19 protein-coding genes and 1 pseudogene are annotated in these 17,548 nt (G+C 67.5%); 10 read left to right on the top strand and 10 right to left on the bottom strand.

The window, feature by feature from the left end; translation table 11 throughout:
- Nucleotides 1-150 precede the first annotated feature (150 nt).
- Nucleotides 151-1,041: an MBL fold metallo-hydrolase gene (locus AC3WLC_RS03225; protein WP_493682485.1), complete on the top strand. Its 891-nt coding sequence runs from the start codon at nt 151-153 to the stop codon at nt 1,039-1,041.
- Here the strand turns inward: AC3WLC_RS03225 and AC3WLC_RS03220 are convergent, their stop codons facing one another.
- The 4 genes from AC3WLC_RS03220 to AC3WLC_RS03205 form a co-directional block, all read right to left on the bottom strand.
- Nucleotides 1,042-1,647, bottom strand: a complete 606-nt coding sequence (locus tag AC3WLC_RS03220) for a rhodanese-like domain-containing protein (RefSeq protein ID WP_493682484.1) — start codon at nt 1,645-1,647, stop codon at nt 1,042-1,044.
- A gap of 123 nt (nt 1,648-1,770) precedes the next feature.
- Nucleotides 1,771-2,844 carry a YeeE/YedE family protein gene (locus AC3WLC_RS03215; protein WP_493682483.1) on the bottom strand — a complete coding sequence of 358 codons (1,074 nt, stop codon included), beginning with the start codon at nt 2,842-2,844 and terminating at the stop codon, nt 1,771-1,773.
- A gap of 28 nt (nt 2,845-2,872) precedes the next feature.
- Complete coding sequence (locus AC3WLC_RS03210) at nt 2,873-3,253, bottom strand: metalloregulator ArsR/SmtB family transcription factor (protein ID WP_346357911.1); 381 nt, start codon at nt 3,251-3,253, stop codon at nt 2,873-2,875.
- Complete coding sequence (locus tag AC3WLC_RS03205; protein ID WP_493682482.1) at nt 3,250-3,669, bottom strand: thioredoxin family protein; 420 nt, start codon at nt 3,667-3,669, stop codon at nt 3,250-3,252. The genes AC3WLC_RS03210 and AC3WLC_RS03205 overlap by 4 nt, the downstream gene beginning before the upstream one ends.
- 68 nt (nt 3,670-3,737) lie before the next feature.
- On the opposite strand from AC3WLC_RS03205, the gene AC3WLC_RS03200 reads away from it, so the two are divergent.
- Nucleotides 3,738-4,256 carry a thioredoxin family protein gene (locus AC3WLC_RS03200; RefSeq protein ID WP_493682481.1) on the top strand — a complete coding sequence of 173 codons (519 nt, stop codon included), beginning with the start codon at nt 3,738-3,740 and terminating at the stop codon, nt 4,254-4,256.
- Between the two features lie 185 nt (nt 4,257-4,441).
- On the opposite strand, the gene AC3WLC_RS03195 is transcribed toward AC3WLC_RS03200, so the two are convergent.
- Together AC3WLC_RS03195 and AC3WLC_RS03190 are read right to left on the bottom strand one after the other, a co-directional pair.
- Nucleotides 4,442-4,978 (bottom strand): chromate transporter, encoded by a 537-nt coding sequence (locus AC3WLC_RS03195; RefSeq protein ID WP_493682480.1) that lies wholly within the window; start codon nt 4,976-4,978, stop codon nt 4,442-4,444.
- Nucleotides 4,979-4,988: 10 nt separating this feature from the next.
- Nucleotides 4,989-5,537, bottom strand: a complete 549-nt coding sequence (locus AC3WLC_RS03190) for a chromate transporter (RefSeq protein ID WP_493682479.1) — start codon at nt 5,535-5,537, stop codon at nt 4,989-4,991.
- 196 nt (nt 5,538-5,733) lie between these two features.
- Between AC3WLC_RS03190 and AC3WLC_RS03185 the strand changes: the two genes are divergently transcribed.
- Both AC3WLC_RS03185 and AC3WLC_RS03180 read left to right on the top strand, forming a co-directional pair.
- A complete protein-coding gene (locus AC3WLC_RS03185) occupies nt 5,734-6,000 on the top strand; it encodes a heavy-metal-associated domain-containing protein (RefSeq protein WP_493682478.1) in 267 nt (88 codons plus the stop codon).
- An 8-nt stretch (nt 6,001-6,008) separates the two neighbouring features.
- Nucleotides 6,009-6,488: a DUF411 domain-containing protein gene (locus AC3WLC_RS03180; RefSeq protein WP_493682477.1), complete on the top strand. Its 480-nt coding sequence runs from the start codon at nt 6,009-6,011 to the stop codon at nt 6,486-6,488.
- Between the two features lie 30 nt (nt 6,489-6,518).
- Here the strand turns inward: AC3WLC_RS03180 and AC3WLC_RS03175 are convergent, their stop codons facing one another.
- Entirely contained in the window at nt 6,519-7,442 is a 924-nt protein-coding gene (locus tag AC3WLC_RS03175; protein WP_493682476.1) for a LysR family transcriptional regulator, read from the bottom strand.
- 79 nt (nt 7,443-7,521) lie between these two features.
- On the opposite strand from AC3WLC_RS03175, the gene mdlC reads away from it, so the two are divergent.
- From mdlC to AC3WLC_RS03145, 6 genes are all read left to right on the top strand, one after another.
- Nucleotides 7,522-9,135, top strand: coding sequence for a benzoylformate decarboxylase (gene mdlC / locus AC3WLC_RS03170; protein ID WP_493682475.1), 1,614 nt, complete (start codon nt 7,522-7,524; stop codon nt 9,133-9,135).
- Between the two features lie 17 nt (nt 9,136-9,152).
- Nucleotides 9,153-10,613, top strand: a complete 1,461-nt coding sequence (locus tag AC3WLC_RS03165; protein ID WP_493682474.1) for an aldehyde dehydrogenase — start codon at nt 9,153-9,155, stop codon at nt 10,611-10,613.
- Nucleotides 10,614-10,622: 9 nt separating this feature from the next.
- Nucleotides 10,623-11,546 carry a ketopantoate reductase family protein gene (locus AC3WLC_RS03160; protein WP_493682473.1) on the top strand — a complete coding sequence of 308 codons (924 nt, stop codon included), beginning with the start codon at nt 10,623-10,625 and terminating at the stop codon, nt 11,544-11,546.
- Between the two features lie 255 nt (nt 11,547-11,801).
- Nucleotides 11,802-12,350, top strand: coding sequence for a TRAP transporter small permease (locus tag AC3WLC_RS03155; RefSeq protein WP_493682472.1), 549 nt, complete (start codon nt 11,802-11,804; stop codon nt 12,348-12,350).
- On the top strand, nt 12,347-13,681 hold the full coding sequence (locus AC3WLC_RS03150) for a TRAP transporter large permease (RefSeq protein ID WP_493682471.1): 1,335 nt from the start codon (nt 12,347-12,349) through the stop codon (nt 13,679-13,681). Before AC3WLC_RS03155 ends, AC3WLC_RS03150 begins: the two co-directional genes overlap by 4 nt.
- A gap of 59 nt (nt 13,682-13,740) precedes the next feature.
- Complete coding sequence (locus tag AC3WLC_RS03145) at nt 13,741-14,802, top strand: TRAP transporter substrate-binding protein (RefSeq protein ID WP_493682470.1); 1,062 nt, start codon at nt 13,741-13,743, stop codon at nt 14,800-14,802.
- A 134-nt stretch (nt 14,803-14,936) separates the two neighbouring features.
- Here the strand turns inward: AC3WLC_RS03145 and AC3WLC_RS03140 are convergent, their stop codons facing one another.
- From AC3WLC_RS03140 to AC3WLC_RS03130, 3 genes and pseudogenes are all read right to left on the bottom strand, one after another.
- Complete coding sequence (locus AC3WLC_RS03140) at nt 14,937-15,167, bottom strand: hypothetical protein (protein WP_493682469.1); 231 nt, start codon at nt 15,165-15,167, stop codon at nt 14,937-14,939.
- 684 nt (nt 15,168-15,851) lie between these two features.
- Nucleotides 15,852-16,169, bottom strand: a pseudogene (locus AC3WLC_RS03135) (phage portal protein family protein); the annotation flags it as partial.
- Between the two features lie 45 nt (nt 16,170-16,214).
- Nucleotides 16,215-17,344, bottom strand: a protein-coding gene (locus tag AC3WLC_RS03130; protein ID WP_493682468.1) for an IS3 family transposase whose coding sequence is annotated in 2 segments (ribosomal slippage) — nt 16,215-17,101 and nt 17,101-17,344 — 1,131 coding nt in all. Because the reading frame shifts where the segments join, the coding sequence is not laid out codon by codon here.
- Nucleotides 17,345-17,548 lie beyond the last annotated feature (204 nt).

The raw sequence follows: 17,548 nt of genomic DNA, 5'->3' as shown, positions 1-17,548 counted from the left end.
ATCCGTCATTGCGAGCGCAGCGAAGCAATCCAGGGGGACGTAGCGCTCTGCCGCCCCTGGATTGCTTCGTCGGCTTCGCCTCCTCGCAATGACGGCTAGGGAAGCGCCGCCTTTGGAACTCACTGCACCGATCGATCCTCGGAGCGCTCCATGCTGACGCGTCGCCTGTTCTTGACTGCCGGCGCTTGTGCGCTGGCCTCACCGGCCCTGGCACAGGTCGTCGCGACGCTCGGCTCCGGCGAGGAGACGCTGACCGTCCTCAGCGACGGCAGCTTCGAACTGCCGCTCTCGATGCTGGCGCGTGACATCGCGCCGGCGGAGCTCGCCATCGAGGCAAAGCAGAGCGGGCCGACGCGCTCGGTGCTCAACGTCACCTGCCTGAAGCGCGGCAAGGACGTCATCCTGTTTGATTGCGGCTCGGGCGCGAACTTCCTGGCCGGCTCCGGCAAGCTCGGCGAAAGCCTGAAGGCGGCCGGGATCGAGCCCGATGCGGTGACGCATGTGCTGTTCACCCATCTTCATCCCGACCATTTCTGGGGCGCGCTCGACGAATTCGACAGCCCGCTCTTTCCCAATGCGCGCTGGCTGGTGGCCGCGCCCGAGATCGGCTTCTGGAGCGATCCCAAGGTCTATGCCGGCCTACCCGAGGATCGGCATGCCTTCGCCGCCGGGGCGCAGCGCATCGCCAAGGAGCTCGGCGACAAGCTCGAGCGGATCGAGCCCGGCCGCGAATGGCTGCCGGGGATCGAGGCGGTGCCGACGCCCGGGCACACGCCCGGCCATGTCTCCTTCGCCTTCGAGGCGGCCGGCGGGCCGGTGATGGTGCTGGGCGATGCGCTGACGCATCCGCTGATCTCGTTCGCCCGGCCGGACTGGCGTCCCGCCTCCGACCATGATGCCGATCTCGCCGTCGCGACGCGGCGCAAGCTGCTCGACCGGCTTGCCCAAGACAAGGTGCAGATCGTCGGCTACCACCTGCCCGGCGCGGTCGGGCGCGTCGAGCGGCAGGGCGCGGCCTACCGTTTCGTCTCAGCGGCCTGATCAGCCGCGCAGATAGAACTTCGCCTTGTCGGGCTTGAAGGTCCAGGGCAGGCCGGCATTGCGCCAGCCGTTGACGCTGCGCCGCCCCTCCGGGGAGAGATCGCCCTCGAAGCCTTCATGCTGGTTGTAGACCTGGGTGAAGCCGGCCTCGGCGAGCTTGTCGACCGCCCGCGCCGAGCGATCGCCCGAGCGGCACATGACGATGACGCGGTCGTTCTTGGCGAGCCCCTTCGCCGCCAGCAGCCGGCCGACATCCTGCGAAAAGGTCGCATTCGCTTCGAGCTTGTAGCGGCCTTCCTTGTCGTCCCAGTCCCAGAACTCGGTGACATCGACGAAGGGCACATTGCCGTCGATCGCCGGGGCCCAGCCGGTGAACATCATCTCGGCGCGCGTGCGGACATCGACGAACAGAGTTTTCGCGCCCTCGCGCGTCATCACATCGGCCGCTTCCCGCGGAGTCATGTAAAGGCCGAGCGTGGTCTGCTTGGCCTTGGCGATGCCGGCCTGCAGGCCGGCTGCCGGTGCAGCCTGCTGCGCCTCGGCGCGACGGGCGATGCCGGCGATGGCCGCCCCGGCTGCGAGCGTCAGGGCATTCCTGCGGTTCATGCCGCCTCCTTGACGATGTGCGTCGACCGACATCCGGTCGCCTCAATCAGATAGTGAATTTAAGATATATTGGAATTGATATGCGTCAATCGAGATGACGCGCAACGGTGTCGCAGGGGCCCCTCAGCCGCGCTGCCACAGCCCCCTGATCGAGCCTTCCACCAGGAAGGCGATGCCGATCCGCGCGCCGATCATCATGCCGGCGATCGCCAGCGGCCAGGACAGCGCCAGCATCGAGCCGGCAGAGATGCCCTGCCCGATCGTGCAGCCACCCGCGAGCACGCCACCGCCGCCCATCAGCACGGCGCCGAGGAGATGGCGGCGCATCTCGCGATCGTCGTCGAACGCTTCCCAGCGGAATTCGCGGTCGTAGAGCGCGGACAGGAAGGAGCCGAGCGTCACGCCCGCCAGCGTGCCGATGCCGAATTCGAGCAGAGCGGAGGGCACGCTCAGCACGGCATAGAGCGCCCGCCCGACCGGCGAGACGAAAGTCAGGCTCTGCGCTCGCGGCACGGTGTCGAAGGCATCGACGGCGACCCCGGTCACCCACCAGCCGGCGACGACGGCGAGGCCGAGCGTCGCGCCCGCCAGCAGCAGGCGCGGCGAACGGCGCAAGCGCGGATCGATGGCGACGATGGCGATCAGGGCGAGTGCGCCGGCAGCGGTGATCAGGACACGTGCAGCCGGGGCGCCAAGATAGCTCAGGACGCCGGCAAGGTCGCCCTTGAGGCCGCCGGGCAGCGGCCAGTAGACCTTCTCCAGCACCTCGATCCGGATCGGGGCGAACATACCGCGCAGGGTCGCATAGGCGACCGCGCCGAAGACCATCATCACGATCAGACTGCGCAGGTCGCCGGAGCCGAGCCGAATCAGCGAGCCGAAGCCGCAGGTGCCGACCAAGGCCATGCCGAGCCCGAACAAGGTGCTGCCGACGAGGATCGAGAGCCAGGGCAGCGCCGGCTGGACATAGGTGGAATTGGCGGGATCGAGCAGGTGGAGCCCAATCAGCGCCTGCGTGCCGATCAGCGCGATGGCGAGGGCAAGGCCGAAGATCCTGAGGCGGCGGGTGTCGCCGCCCATCCAGGCATCCTCGACCGCGCCGAAGGAGCAGAGCCGGGCACGGCGGACGGTGAAGCCACAAACGGCACCAACGCCGACACCCGCCAATGCCGCGCCCCAGGCCGGCAGTTCGATCATGGCAGTCGCCGCTGGCGGCTATGGTTGCTCACGATTTCCCGGCTTCGGGTCCGGGCGGATTGCAGAAGATGTCGTAGATCACGGAGATGACGCGCCGGACATCATCGCTGGCGAGGCTGTAATAGATCGCCTTGCCGTCGCGGCGGGTGGTGACGAGCTGGTCGAGGCGCAGGCGCGCGAGCTGCTGCGAGACCATGGGCTGGCGCAGCGAGAGCAGGTTCTCGAGCTCGGTCACCGTGCGTTCCCGCTCGGCGAGCAGGCAGAGCAGCAGCAGCCGATTCTCATGCGAGAGGGCTTTGAGGAAATCGCTGGCCTTGCGGGCCTTGCGCATCAGCTGGTCGAGCTCGGGCGAGAACTCGGCGCCGTCGCGCAGTTCGGTTTCGAGCGCTTTCGAGACGATCGCGGTCATTGGGTCCGTGTGCCTGATCGTTGAACCTGGTCGGGTGACTCAATGACAGCAACCAGCCGCCCGAGCAAACCCCAGAACATGTCGTCGTTGAGATAGCCGGTGATGCGGCCGATTTCCTGGCCATCCTCGACCAGCACGAAGGTCGGTGTCGCGATCACCGGTTCGCGCAGCCCATTGCCGCGCACGCCGCCGGCCGGCAGATCGATCCGCCGCAGCGGCGCGGCCTTGCCTTCCGGGGTCTTCTCATAGACCGGCGCGACCTCGCGCTCGAAGCGCAGGCAGAACGGGCAGCCATTGCGCGTGTACATCACGAGCTCGGCGGCGAAGGCCGGCAAAGGCAGAAACGTCAGCGACAGCAATAGCGGCAACGTGAACGCTGCCGCCGCCGCTATGCGATATCGCCCGCTTGCAATCATCCTCGGAACATAGTCGTATTCATATGTTTATACCAGAGCCCGTAATGGCCCGGTGCGGAGGCGACGCCATGATCACACGACGCGGCCTGCTGGCGAGCACGCTGGTGACGCTGTCGGCGGCGCCGGCTTTGGCCAAGGCCAAGCTCGGCGAGGACGGGCTCTATCAGGAAGACTGGTATCTGGAGAGCTTCCTCGATCTCGCCGAGGACCTGACCAATGCCAGCCAGGGCGGTAAGCGCTTCGCGATCCTCTGGGGCCTGCGCAACTGCCCGGCCTGCCGGCGCATGCACGAGGTCCATCTCGCCGACCCGGCGATCGAAGCCTATATCCGCGACAATTTCGCGGTGCTGCACCTCAACATCCTCGGCGCCCGCGAGGTCACCGATTTCGGTGGCGGCAAGCTGAGCGAGAAGGCGCTGGCGAAGCATTACGGGATCGAGGGCACCCCGGCGATCCAGTTTTTCCCGACCAGCGCTGCCGGGCTGGCGGCGAAGCCGCCGAGGGAGCGCGAGGTCGCGCGCATGGCCTCGCTGCCCGAGCCAGAGGCCTTCATCGCCCAGTTCCGCGCCGTCAGAAACGGCGTGTGAAGCCGGTACACTCGGCTGTCCAGATCTTGCTGAGTTCCCACGGAACCACCCCCGTCATCCTGGGCGAGCGAAGCTCGGCCCGGGATCCATCGTAGAGCTCCGGAGTTTTACGATGGATCCCGGAGCTGCGCGGCTTCGCCGCTTGTCCAGGATGACGGCGCGGTTCCGAGGGATATCGGCGCCCGTCAGATCAGCGCAAGCATGTGCAGGCCGACGAAGCAGCCGGCCCCGGCTCCGATCAGCAGGAGCGGGTTGACCGGCGTCAGCATCAGCAGTGCGGTCGAGAGCAGGGCGAGACCGCGCGCGAACCAGCCGCCATCGAGCGCCTGGATCAGGACATAGCTCGCCGCCAGGATCATCCCGGCCGCGACCGGCCGCAGGCCCGTCTCCAGGGCAGTGAGGATGCGGGCACCCTGATAGCGCGACCACAGACTGGTCACCGCATAGATCAGCACCGCGGTCGGCCCGAAGATGCCGACGGTCGCGGCGAGCGCTCCCCAGAAGCCGGCGATCTGCCAGCCGATCAGCGTCGCCAGCAGCGAGCCCGGCCCCGGCGCCAGCCGGGCGATGGCGAAGGCGTCGACGAATTGCGAGGCGGTCAGCCAGTGGTTCACGTCGACGATCTGGCGATGCATGTCGGCGATCGCGCTCTGGCCACCACCGATCGTGATCAGCGACAGCGGCAGGAAGATGATGAGGAGGCTGAAGGCGGTGGGCGGCATCGGCGTGCACTCAGCTCTGCTGGTAGGAGACGGCGACGCTGAGCGAGCCGATCCCCAGCACGGTCCAGAGCAGCGGCCAGTGCAGCACCACGACCGCGATGAAGGTCGCGACCATGACCGCGAGCGGGAAGACCCGCCGCGGCACCCGCCGCGCCGCCGTCAACCCCATCGCCAGCGACAGGCCGATCGCGGCGGCGGCCGCGCCGTCGAGCGCGACATGGCTGAGCGCATAGCCGGAGATCGAGGCGAAGGCGCTGCCGATCAGGATGATCACGATCGCGGCCGGGACGACGATGCCGAGCCAGGAGGCGGCGGCGCCGGCCCGCCCTGCGAGCCTGTAGCCGATCCAGATCGCCATGTTGGTGACGTTGACCCCCGGCAGCGCCTGCGCGATCGAGAGGCCGTTGAGGAAATCCTCCTCGCTCAGCAGGCGGCGGCGCTGGACGAACTCCCGCAGCATCCAGCCGCTGAGCCCGCCGCCGAAGCTGGTCAGGCCGATCCGGGCGAAGATCAGGAAGAGCTGCAGCGGCGTCGGCCGCGGGACTTGCGTCTCGGACATGGGCGTTCGTGGCAGCCTCGTCGTTCGGGCGAACAATGCAGGCTTTGCGCCGCCCGGCCAGCCCCATGCCGCATATCCGGCATGAGCGCCACGGCGTGTTGCCGGCACCGGCAGGAAAAAGCGCAAAAGGCGCTTGACCTTACCATCGTTGGAAGGTGCAGGGTGCAGCAATCATCAGTCGAAGGACCTAGCCACCATGTGCTCCTGCCAGCAGCATTCCAATACGGCCTCGGCCACGACGCCTGCCCCCGGCGGCGCGATCAGCTTTCGCGTCGAGGACATGACCTGCGGCCACTGCGCCGGCACGATCAAGCAGGCGGTCGAGGGCAAGGTCCCCGGCGCCTCCGTCACCGCCGATCCCGGCTCGAAGCTGGTCAGCGTGCAGGGCAGCGCCGATGTCGCCGCGATCAGGTCTGCCATCACCGCGGCCGGCTACACGCCGAGCGCGGAGCTGGTCGCTTGAGGCGGGACATGACGAACGAATTCACCCTCTCCCGCCGCGTGCTGCTGCTTGGCGCCGCCGCATTCGGGCTGTCGCGCCCGGCTGATGCCGCCGAGACGCTGCCGAAGATGGTCGTGACGCGCGATCCGAATTGCGGCTGCTGCGGCAACTGGGTCAAGCATGTGCAGGCGGCAGGCTTCCCGGTCGAGGTGGTCGAGGTCCCGGACGTCGCACCGCTGAAGACGAAGCTCGGCGTGCCCGACGCGCTCGCCTCCTGCCACACCGCCGAAGTCGGCGGCTATGTGCTGGAAGGCCATGTCCCGGCCGATGCGATCAAGCGCCTGCTCGCCGAGAAGCCGAAGGTGACCGGTCTCGCCGTTGCCGGCATGCCCGTCGGCTCGCCCGGCATGGAAGTGCCGGGGCAGGCGCCCGACAGCTACGACGTCGTCGTCTTCTCGGCCGGCCGGCAGAACGTCTTCGCGCGCTATCGCGGGGCGCAGCCGATCTGACGATCCCGTGTCCGCAGCGGAGGGACAGTCTCAGTCGAGTTCCGATCGCCGGCCGGTCCGGAACAGCTCCAGGATGACCTCCCGCGCCCAGCGCAGCATGGCGTTCTGGGCGTGGCGCCGGCTCCAGTGCAGCGCGACGCTGAAATCGCGCTGCGGCAGCGCCGGTTCGAGCAGCGCGAAGGAGCCGATCGGCTCGAGGTGCAAGCCGATCTGGCGCGGCATCAGCACGGCGAGGTCGGTGGCGCGGATGATCGGCGGCAGCGCCATGAAGCTGGAGACGACCAGCCGGATGCGCGGATCGAGATGCAGCATCTCCAGCATCCGCTCCGTCTGGGCGTGCGAGCGCACGGCGACGAAGTCGAGCTTCGCAATCGCCTCTGCACTCAAGGCGCCCTCGACGGCCTGACGCGTGACCGGATGGTCGGCGCGGACGAAGACCTGGTAGCGATCGCTCAGCATTTCCGCATGGGCGGTGCCGCCCACGGTCGGCAGGAAACCGAGCGCAAAATGCAGCTGGCCATTGTCGAGCGCCTCCGAGATCGCCTCATGCGGCCAGGCGCGTGCGACGATGCGCAGGTTCGGCGCGATCTCGCAAAAACTGGTCATCAGCGGCGGCAGGAAGCGGCCCTCGCCGATATCGCTGAGATGCAGGCGGAGCTCGGCATCCGTCGTGGCGGGGTCGAAGCGTTCACCCTCGTTGAGGCCCGCTTCCAGGAGGGCCAGCCCCGCCTGGACCGAATGCGCCAGGCGCTCCGAACGCGCAGTCGGCCTGACGCCACCGGCGACGCGCTCGAACAGCGGGTCGCGCAGCAGCAGGCGCAGGCGCGTCAGGGCCTGGCTCGTCGCCGGTTGCGACAGGCCGAGCTCCTCGGCCGCACGGCTGACATTGCGGGTGCGATAGACCGCATCGAACAGTCGCAGCAGGTTCAGGTCGATCGAATCGATATTCGCCATGCGAATAAGACTTAGTTGCTTCATCTAATTGAGCAATGGCGAGCATGTCGTCACAGTGCCCCCAATCCGAGGGACGCGCATGCCAGCCGACAACACATCCTCCCCTGCCCGCCCGAGCGTCCGCGAGGCCGTGCTCGACCTGTTGCGCCAGCTTGGGATCGACACCGTCTTCGGCAATCCCGGCTCGACCGAACTGCCGATGTTCCGGGAGTACCCGGAAGACTTCCGCTATGTGCTCGGCCTGCAGGAAGCGGTCGTGGTCGGGATGGCCGACGGCTATGCCCAGGCGACGCGCAACGCGGCGCTGGTCAACCTGCACTCGGCTGCCGGCGTCGGCCACGCCATGGGCAACATCTTCACGGCGTTCAAGAACCAGACGCCGCTCCTGATCACCGCCGGCCAGCAGGCGCGCTCGATCCTGCCTTTCGACCCCTTCCTCGCCTCGGTGCAGGCGACGGAGCTGCCGAAGCCTTACGTCAAATGGGCGATCGAGCCGGCGCGCGGCGCCGACCTGCCGCTCGCTTTGGCGCGTGCCTATCACATCGCGATGCAGCCGCCGCGCGGCCCGGTCTTCATCTCGATCCCCGCCGATGACTGGGACCAGCCCGGCGAACTCGTCCTGCCGCGCCGCGTCAGCCAGGCGCTCGCCCCGGCGCCGGACGCGCTCGCGGCGATCGCGAAACGCCTCAACACCAGCAAGCGGCCGGCCTTCGTCGTCGGCGCCGGCGTCGCGCGCGACCTGGCGGTAGACGATGTCGTCGCGCTGGCCGAGCGCCATCAGGCCTCGGTCTATGTCCCGCCGATGTGCGCGCGCTGCGGCTTCCCCGAGCGCCATCCGCAGTTCTGCGGCTTCCTCCCGGCGATGCGCGAGAAGATCGTCGAGCGCCTGGCGCCGCACGACTTCATCCTGGTGCTCGGTGCGCCGGCCTTCACCTATCACGTCGAGGGCAACGGACCGCATGTCCCCCCGGGCGCGCAGCTCGCCCAGATCGTCGACGATCCGCAGCAGGCGGCCTGGGCGCCGGTCGGAGACAGCGTCGTCGCCAGCCTCGATCTCGGCGTGCGGGCGCTGCTCGCCGCGAGCGCGCCCCAGGCCGGACGCGAGGCGGCATTGTCTCGCCCCATCCCACCGGTGCCGTCGCCTGGCGTACCGATGTCGGCCGCCTTTGCGCTCTCGGTGATCGACCGGGAGCGCCATGCCGACGATGTCGTGGTCGAGGAGGCGCCTAGCACGCGCTCAACCATCCAGACCTATCTGCCGATGAGCGGCGCCGACAGCTTCTACACCATGGCGAGCGGCGGCCTCGGCCACAGCATGCCGGCGGCCGTCGGTGTCGCGCTGGCGCGCCAGCGGATGAAGCTGCCGGGGCGGGTGATCGCGCTGATCGGCGACGGCTCCAGCCTCTATTCGATCCAGGCGCTCTACAGCGCAGCGCAGCTGAACCTGCCGATGACCTTCCTGATCCTCAACAACCGCCGCTATGCGGCGCTGCAGGATTTCGCGCCGGTCTTCGGCTACGCGCCGAACGACAAGCCGGCCGGGACCGAATTGCCCGGCATCCACTTCACGCAACTGGCGGGGGGACAGGGCGTGCCGGGCGAGCGCGTCGAGCGCCCCGAGGATCTCGCCCCGCGCCTGCGCGCCGCCTTCGCCGCGCCCGGCCCGAACCTGATCGACATCGTGATCGCCTGAGCTTCGAGGATCGAGAGATGACCAGCACCGAAACCATCAATCTCCTGATCGGCGGCAAGGCGGTCGCGGCGGCCGGCGGGCGCGTCTTCGAGCGCCGCAATCCGCTCGACGGCTCGGTCGCCAGCCGCGCAGCTGCGGCGACGCCGGACGATGCCCGCGCCGCGGTCGATGCCGCCGCGCGCGCCTTCCCGGCCTGGTCGCAGACGTCCCCCGCGAAGCGCCGCGAATTGCTGGTCAAGGGCGCGCATGCGCTGGAGGCCCGCGCTGCCGATTTCACCGCCGCGATGTCGGCCGAGACCGGCGCCTCCGCCATCTGGGCCGGCTTCAACGTCCATCTCGCCGCCGACATGCTGATCGAGGCGGCCGCCCTGACGACGCAGATCAGCGGCGAGGTCATCCCCTCCAATGTGCCGGGCAGCCTTGCCATGGCGGTGCGCCAGCCGGCCGGCGTCGTGCTCGGCATGGCGCCGTGGAATGCGCCGGTCATCCTCGCCACGCGCGCCGTCGCCGTGCCGCTGGCTTGCGGCAACACCGTCGTGCTGAAGGGCTCCGAGCTCTGCCCGCGCACCCATGGGCTGATCATCGCGGCGCTGCAGGAAGCGGGACTGCCCGAGGGCGTCGTCAACTTCGTCACCAATGCGCCTGAGGATGCCGCCGAGGTCGTCGCGGCGATGGTCGGCCATCCGGCGGTCAGGCGGGTCAACTTCACCGGCTCGACCCATGTCGGCCGGATCATCGCAAAACTCTGCGCCGAGCATCTGAAGCCGGCGGTGCTGGAGCTTGGCGGCAAGGCGCCAGCCCTCGTCCTCGACGATGCCGATCTCGATGCCGCGGTCGCCGGCATCGCCTTCGGCGCCTTCGCCAATTCCGGCCAGATCTGCATGTCGACCGAGCGCATCGTGGTCGACAGCACGATCGCCGACGACTTCGTCGCGCGGCTTGCCGCGAAAGCAACGAGCCTCCCGCTCGGCGATCCCCGCAAGGGGCCGGTGGTGCTCGGCTCGGTCGTCGACATGAAGGCGGTCGAGCGCTGCAACGCCCTGATCGACGACGCGCTCGCTAAGGGCGCGACTTTGGTCTGCGGCGGCAAGGCGGAGACGACCTTGTTCCCGGCGACGCTGCTCGACCATGTCACCCCGGCGATGCGGATCTATGGCGAGGAGAGCTTCGGCCCGGTCAAGGCGATCGTGCGCGTCGACGGCGAGGAGGCGGCGATCGCCTGCGCCAACGACAACCCCTATGGGCTTTCGGCCGCCGTCTTCACCGGCGACACCGCGCGCGGCTGGCGCGTCGCGGCCCGCATCGAATCCGGCATCTGCCATGTCAACGGCCCGACCGTGCATGACGAGGCGCAGATGCCGTTCGGCGGCGTGAAGAACAGCGGCTATGGCCGCTTCGGCGGGCGCGCCGGCATCGAGGCCTTCACCGAACTGCGCTGGCTGACGCTGCAGACCGCGCCGCGCCACTACCCGTTCTAGGTGTGTGAGGTGAGCGCCCTGCGTATTTCCATTCTGGGCGCCGGCGCGATGGGCTCGCTGTTCGGCGGGCTCCTGGCCGAGGCGGGCCACGCGGTCGAACTCATCGACGTCAACCCGGCCCAGATCGCGGCGGTGCGCGAGCACGGGCTGCTGATCCGCAACGATGCCGGCGAACGGCGGCTGACGCTCCCGATCTTGCGGCCGGAGGGGGCGACGACGCAGCCTGACTGGCTGATCGTCTTCACCAAGGCGATGCATACCCAAGGCGCGCTGGCGGCGGCCAGGCATCTCATCGGGCCGCAGACACGCCTGCTCAGTCTGCAGAACGGCCTCGGCAATGCCGAGAAGCTGGCGGGCTTCGCCGATGCCTCGCGCATTGCCATCGGCATGACCACCGTCCCGGCCGATCTCGTCGCCCCCGGCGAGGTGCATTCGCACGGCGAGAGCAAGACCCGCGTCGTCATGGTCGACGGCAGCACGGACGCCGCGCTCGATGAGCTGGCGGCGGCGCTGGACGCGGCCGGGTTGCCCTGCGCTGCTGATCCCGATGCGGTCGTCGCGATCTGGGAGAAGGTCGCCTTCAATGTCGCATTGAACAGCCTCTGCGCGGTGACGCGGCGCACGGTCGGCGGCCTCGGCAGCGCATCGGACGGGCGCCGGCTCGCTCACGCCGTCGCGAGCGAGGTTCTCGCGGTCGCGCAGGCGGAAGGTCTCGCGGTCCTCCCCGAGCGCAGCCATGCGACGATCGACCATGCGCTCGATCATCATGGCGGGCACAAACCCTCGATGCTGCAGGACCTGCTGGCGAAGCGTCCGACCGAGATCGAGACGCTGAACGGCGCCGTCGTCCGTATCGCCGAAAAGCACGGCATCGCGGTGGCGCGGACCGAGGCGCTCTACGCCCTCGTGAAAATGGCGGAACAGGAGGCATGACGGCCTTTCGGACCATCCATCCGCGACGCGCCCAAGGCGTGCTCCCGCCGTTCAATTTTCCAGTTGCATGTTATTTAACATGTGAAATAGTTTTCGAAGCGCCGGGTGAAGAGGGATCGCACGGCTGACGGGCATGCAAGGGAGCGGGCTCCGGCCTCGTTTCCGTGCGAAGCATAACCGGGGTGGAGCGATCCGCCTGGCGGTCGGAACGCGCGGAAGCAAGCGCGCCGACGGCGGACAAGGGGAGGAAGGCCGATGCAGGAACCCGTGCCGGGCGTGCCGGCGAACGATCCGATCATCTTCGGGCCGTCGGGGCGCATGCTGCTAGCGGTCGCCAAGATCCTGGCGATCATCGGCGGGCTGCTCTTCGTCGGCCTCGTCGTGATGTCGATCGTCTCGATCATCGGCCGCAAGCTCATGTCCGCACCCGTTCCCGGCGATGTCGAGCTGCTGCAGATGATTGCGGCCGCGGCCTCCGCCGCCTTCTTCGCCTATTGCCACCTCAACCACGGCGACGTGAAGGTCGACTTCTTCACCGCCGCCGCCCCGCCCTGGGTCAACCATGCGCTCGACGCCTTCGGCTCGCTGCTGGTCGGGCTGGTCGGGGCCGTGCTGACCTGGCGCGTCTATGTCGGCGCCATCGGCACGCAGGAATCGGGCGAGACCTCGGCGATCCTCGACATCCCCGTCTGGTGGGCGCAGATCGCCATGGTGCCTGGCTTCGCGATGCTGGCGCTGGCCGGCTTCTACATGGCGGCGCGCCATGCCCGGGAAGCGACGCGCCGCGGGGAGCCTCGTCGATGAGCGGGATCTCGGTCGGCTTCACCATCTTCGCCTGCCTGCTCGCGCTGATGGCGTTTCGCGTGCCGATCGGCATCGCGATGTTCGTCGCGGGCTCCGGCGGCTATGTCTACCTGATGGGCGGCAACTGGACGCCCTGGCTCAATATCCTCAAGTCCATTCCTTATGCCCGCCTGTCGAATTACGACCTGACGGTCATCCCGCTCTTCCTGCTGATGGGCCAGTTCGCCACCCATGGCGGCTTGTCGGCGAGCCTGTTCCGCTGTGTCAGCGCCTTCATCGGCCATCGCCGCGGCGGCGTCGCCATGGCGGCGATCGGCGCCTGCGCCGGCTTCGGCGCGATCTGCGGCTCCTCGCTCGCGACCGCGGCGACGATGGGCCAGGTCGCCCTGCCGGAGCTGCGCCGCTACCGCTATTCCGGCAGCCTCGCCACCGGCGCGCTCGCGGCCGGCGGCACGCTCGGCATCATGATCCCGCCTTCGGTGCCGCTGGTGATCTATGCGATCCTGACTCAGGAATCGATCGGCAAGCTGTTCATGGCCGCCGTCCTGCCCGGCCTGATCGCGATGTTCGGCTACATGTTCGTCGTGCAGTTGATCGTGCGGCGCAATCCGGAGGCCGGCCCGGCCGGCCCGCGCGTGCCCTGGCCGGAGCGGCTCAAGGTCCTCGCCGGCGTGTTCCCGGTGATCCTCGTCTTCGTGCTGGTGATCGTCGGCATCTATGGCGGCTGGGCGACGCCGACCGAGGCGGCGGCGATCGGCGCCGCGGCCTGCGGCGCGATCGCGGTGATCAGCGGCGGCATGCGCTGGCGTGGCCTGATAGACAGCGCGCTCGGCACGGCGCAGGCGACGGCGATGATCCTGCTCGTCCTGCTCGGCGCCGACATGCTGAACACGGCGCTCGCCCTGTCGCAGATGCCGGCCGAGCTCGCGGCCTGGGTCAAGGACAGCGGCCTCGCCCCGCTCCTGGTGTTGGCGATGATCCTCGTGATCTACATCCTGCTCGGCTGCGTCATGGACTCGCTGGCGATGATCCTGCTGACGATCCCGATCTTCTATCCGATGATCATCGGGCTCGATTTCTACGGCATGTCGGTCGAGGACAAGTCGATCTGGTTCGGCATCCTCGCCTTGATGGTGGTCGAGATCGGCCTGGTGCATCCGCCGGTCGGCATGAACGTCTACATCATCAACCGCCTCGCCAAGGACGTGCCGCTGGTCGAGACCTTCAAGGGCGTGATGCCCTTCCTCGCCTCGGACCTCGTCCGCATCATCGCCCTCGTCGCCTTCCCCTCGATCTCGCTCGTCCTGGTCAAGACGTTCGGCGCGCTGTGAGGCCATTCACCCAAGCAAGAAGCAAACGCATAGGCAGAAAACGCACAGGGAGGTGCAGCATGAGCAAGCAGCAGACATCGATCCTCAACCGGCTCTGCGCCGGTCTCGTCCTCGGCGGGCTGGCGAGCCTGGCGAGCATCTCGCAGGCGGCGGCGCAGCAGGTCATCCTGCGCGTCCACCATTTCCTGCCCTCGACCTCGAGCGCGCAGGTCAAGCTGATCCAGCCCTGGTGCGACAAGATTAACAAGGAGTCCGGCGACAAGCTGAAATGCCAGATCTACCCGGCGATGCAGCTCGGCGGCACGCCGGCGCAGCTCTTCGACCAGGTGCGCGACGGCGTCGTCGACGTGATCTGGACCGTGCCGACCTATGCCGCCGGCCGCTTCGCCAAGTCCGAGGTCTTCGAACTCCCCTGGATGGTGGTGACCGCCAAGGCCGGCAGCCGCGCCTTCTGGGACTATGCCCGGAAGAATGCGCAGGACGAGTACAAGGGCGTGAAGCCGCTGTTCATGCATGTGCATGACGGCGCACTGTTCCACTTCACCAGCAAGCAGCCCAAGACGCTGGCCGACATGAAGGGCCTGAAGATCCGGGCGGCGACGCGCGCCAATTCGAAGATGCTCGCGGCGCTCGGCGCGACGCCGGTGCAGATGCCGCTGCCGGCCGTGCCGGAATCGCTGGCCAAGGGCGTCGTCGACGGCGCCGCTGTGCCGTGGGAGGGCTCGCCGTCGATCAAGCTCGCCGAGATCGCCAAATATCACCTCAACGTCCCGGCCGGGGCGCCGCGCATCTCGAACACGATCTTCCTGTTCGGCATGAACCAGGCCAAATACGACAGCCTGCCGGCCGATCTGAAGAAGGTGATCGACGCCAATAGCGGCCCGGAAACCTCGGCCTGGGCCGGCGAGACCGGCTTCGACGCGGTGGTCGAGACCTACAAGAAGCAGGCGGCCGATCTCGGCGGCATCTTCTACGACCTGCCGCAGGACGAGTACAAGCGCTGGGTCGAGGCCACCGCCGCGGTCGAGGAGGAGTGGGTCAAGGAGGTCGGCGCCAAGGGTGCGGACGGCAAGAAGCTGCTCGCCGAGGCCCGCGCGCTGATCCAGCAATACGGCAAGTGAGCCGCGGCCCTGCCATGATGAAAGCCGGCGGCCGATAGCGGCGCCGGCGATGATGAGGATGTGTCGGCGGAGACGGGTCAAGGCGCCCGCTCCGCCGTGCCGCACCCGATCTCGATCCGCGAACGCCCCGCCGCTCACTCGTCCTCTCTGAGAATGGGACGGGCGCCCTCCGAGAACAGCCCGCGCAGATAGCCGCGCGAGACCGAGCGGTCGGCATCGGCGAGCAGCACGAGGAAGTCGTGCGCCAGCGCCCGCAGAGCCGCCAGCTCCGAGCCGTGCTCTTCGAGCAATTCGGCGATCATCCCCGTGATTTCGGCATCGAGGGACGCGTCCTCGACCCGCTGGTCGGCTGGCAGCGCTGACATGGTTCTCGCTCTCGAATTTGAGAACATAATGAGAACATTCAGACCCGAAGAGTCAAGTCGATCGGAGGTTGAGTCGGTCCGATAGCGCTCGCGGGCGTGCCAGCCTGCCCGATCGCAGGAACACGCTGCCAACGGCGTGCGTTCGTTTCCGAGGAAGTGGAGCCGTTCATGAGACAGTTCTCTATAGCCCTGGCCGTGGCGGTTGGGTTGGCGGGCGCAGCGAACGCGCAGAGCGTCCACCCGCCCACGAGAGAAGGTTTTGGGGCAAAGCCGGATTCACCGGAAACAAAACGCGAGCGCACGCCCGAAGCGCCGGGCACCCACCGTCCCGAAGCCCGGGGCGGAGCGGATTCCCAGATGAATCGCGAGTACGGTCGAAAGACGGAGCCTGACGGGAAGTCGCTGACGGATGGCACGCCGCAGCCAAAGCGCTAAACGAAAAGGCCCTGCCGGCGCGAGCCGACAGGGCCAAGAGGATGAGCGGGCTGGGGCGCAACACCCAGCTTGCGAGCAGAGGCCGATAGGTCAGCACGTCCGGGATCTCGGCTTGGCAAAACCGCCACCGCGAGCGCAATCTAGCTGACGCTTCGTACAACCGGAACGTGCTCGACGAGATTATCAACAGGCGCGCCGCAACCACTCCGCGGGCATTCGAAGGCCCCGCAGGGTTCGCCGACGGGGCTCTCATCGAGATGCCTGAGCTCGTCGGAACCGCCAGATGGCGCGTCGGGTAAGATCGTCTTCATTCTCCGCAATGGCCACCCGGCTGGCGATAAAGACAAAAAGGCCCGGCCCCGCGTGAGCGAGGCCGCGCCAGTTCGACAAGCCGCAGCACGATGGAGCTTGGTTTTCGCCGGCGATGTCGGTGAGGAGATCACCATCCGCGTCGATGATCTGCTCTTCGGCCTCCTTGTGCGTCTCCGAGGCGGCACGATAGCCTTGGCCCTCGACATAGGTCGCGAGGGTCGAACCGAAGACGCAGAGGGCCATCTGCGTATTCCAATAACGGCACCATGAATAGCCCCGAGTTTCGTGGACACCTTCGGGCTACATCTGGTGCTGTCGTTCGAACTCGACGGGTGACAGCATCCCGTTCCTGACGTGCTTGCGCCTCGGGTTGTAGAACATCTCGATGTAGTCGAACACGTCCTGCCTTGCCTCCTCGCGCGTCCGGTAGATCTTGCGGCGGATTCGCTCGCGCTTGAGCAGATTGAAGAAGCTCTCTGCCACGGCGTTGTCGTGACAGTTCCCGCGCCGGCTCATCGAATACTCAAGGTTGTGGTGCTTCAGGAAGGCTGCCCAATCCATGCTGGTAAACTGGGAACCTTGATCCGAGTGGACCAGGACCGTGGTCTTCGGCTTCCGTCGCCATACCGCCATGAGCAACGCCTGCAGCACGACATCGGTGACCTGCCGGCTCTGCAGGGACCAGCCAATGACGCGGCGGGAGAACAGGTCGATCACCACGGCCAGGTAGGCGAAGCCTTCCTGGGTCCTGATGTAGGTGATGTCCGTCACCCACGCCTTGTCCTGCGCATCGACATCGAACCGTCGGGCCAGGGTGTTGTCGACCACGACCGACGGCTTGCCGCCATGAGAACCGGGACGGCGCCGATAGCCAATCTGGGCCTTGATCCCGGCTAGCCTTGCGAAGCGAGCGACGCGGTTGGCGCAACTGGTCTCGCCCTGATCCAGCAAATCGTCATGCAGCTTGCGATAGCCGTAGACCCGGCCACTTTCCTTCCAGGCCCTGTCGAGAAGCTCGATCTGGCGCGCATCCTCCCGAGCTCGCCGGCTCAACGGGGTCTTCAGCCAGGCATAGAAACCGCTGGGCTGGATGCGCAGGCAGCGACACATCGCCCGCACCGGAAACTGGCGGCGATGCTCGGCCACAAACGCGTATCTCACTTTGCATCCTTGGCGAAATACGCGGTGGCTTTTTTTAGGATGTCGCGCTCCTCGGTGACGCGTGCCAGCTCCGCCTTCAGGCGGCGGATCTCCGCAGCCTGGTCAACGCTGGGCGAAACCGCTGGCTTCGAGAACCTCCGCTTCCAGGCGTAGAGCGAGTGCTGGCTCACGCCGAGCCGCTTCGACACCTCTGCAACCGGGTAGCCCCGTTCGGTGATCTGCGCGACCGCGTCACGCTTGAAATCGTCCGTAAAATGACCGGGCCCCATCATGGCCTCCTTGCCTCAAAATTAGGGAAGAAGGCGTCCACAAATCTAGGGGCTATTCATCCGTTCCGAAGCTGTCTCGCCACGCTTCTCGAAAGGCGGCGTCCAGTTTTCCGCGCTCACCCGAGAAGGTCCATGCTATCGAGCCGAACAAAATCGCTCCGCACCAGATAGCGTAAACTCGCGCCTCCGTGACCTTCATAGACG

The sequence above is a fragment of the Allobosea sp. GW821-FHT03A12 genome (assembly GCF_058986765.1).
The sequence above is the reverse complement of the archived record's forward strand: the minus strand, read 5'-3'. Positions and strand labels throughout refer to the sequence as shown.

Coding starts and splice junctions, on each gene's coding strand:
- AC3WLC_RS03225 (WP_493682485.1), top strand. CDS start 151: ATGCTGACGCGTCGCCTGTTCTTGACTGCCGGCGCTTGTGCGCTGGCC.
- AC3WLC_RS03220 (WP_493682484.1), bottom strand. CDS start 1,647: ATGAACCGCAGGAATGCCCTGACGCTCGCAGCCGGGGCGGCCATCGCC.
- AC3WLC_RS03215 (WP_493682483.1), bottom strand. CDS start 2,844: ATGATCGAACTGCCGGCCTGGGGCGCGGCATTGGCGGGTGTCGGCGTT.
- AC3WLC_RS03210 (WP_346357911.1), bottom strand. CDS start 3,253: ATGACCGCGATCGTCTCGAAAGCGCTCGAAACCGAACTGCGCGACGGC.
- AC3WLC_RS03205 (WP_493682482.1), bottom strand. CDS start 3,669: ATGATTGCAAGCGGGCGATATCGCATAGCGGCGGCGGCAGCGTTCACG.
- AC3WLC_RS03200 (WP_493682481.1), top strand. CDS start 3,738: ATGATCACACGACGCGGCCTGCTGGCGAGCACGCTGGTGACGCTGTCG.
- AC3WLC_RS03195 (WP_493682480.1), bottom strand. CDS start 4,978: ATGCCGCCCACCGCCTTCAGCCTCCTCATCATCTTCCTGCCGCTGTCG.
- AC3WLC_RS03190 (WP_493682479.1), bottom strand. CDS start 5,537: ATGTCCGAGACGCAAGTCCCGCGGCCGACGCCGCTGCAGCTCTTCCTG.
- AC3WLC_RS03185 (WP_493682478.1), top strand. CDS start 5,734: ATGTGCTCCTGCCAGCAGCATTCCAATACGGCCTCGGCCACGACGCCT.
- AC3WLC_RS03180 (WP_493682477.1), top strand. CDS start 6,009: ATGACGAACGAATTCACCCTCTCCCGCCGCGTGCTGCTGCTTGGCGCC.
- AC3WLC_RS03175 (WP_493682476.1), bottom strand. CDS start 7,442: ATGGCGAATATCGATTCGATCGACCTGAACCTGCTGCGACTGTTCGAT.
- mdlC (WP_493682475.1), top strand. CDS start 7,522: ATGCCAGCCGACAACACATCCTCCCCTGCCCGCCCGAGCGTCCGCGAG.
- AC3WLC_RS03165 (WP_493682474.1), top strand. CDS start 9,153: ATGACCAGCACCGAAACCATCAATCTCCTGATCGGCGGCAAGGCGGTC.
- AC3WLC_RS03155 (WP_493682472.1), top strand. CDS start 11,802: ATGCAGGAACCCGTGCCGGGCGTGCCGGCGAACGATCCGATCATCTTC.
- AC3WLC_RS03150 (WP_493682471.1), top strand. CDS start 12,347: ATGAGCGGGATCTCGGTCGGCTTCACCATCTTCGCCTGCCTGCTCGCG.
- AC3WLC_RS03145 (WP_493682470.1), top strand. CDS start 13,741: ATGAGCAAGCAGCAGACATCGATCCTCAACCGGCTCTGCGCCGGTCTC.
- AC3WLC_RS03140 (WP_493682469.1), bottom strand. CDS start 15,167: ATGTCAGCGCTGCCAGCCGACCAGCGGGTCGAGGACGCGTCCCTCGAT.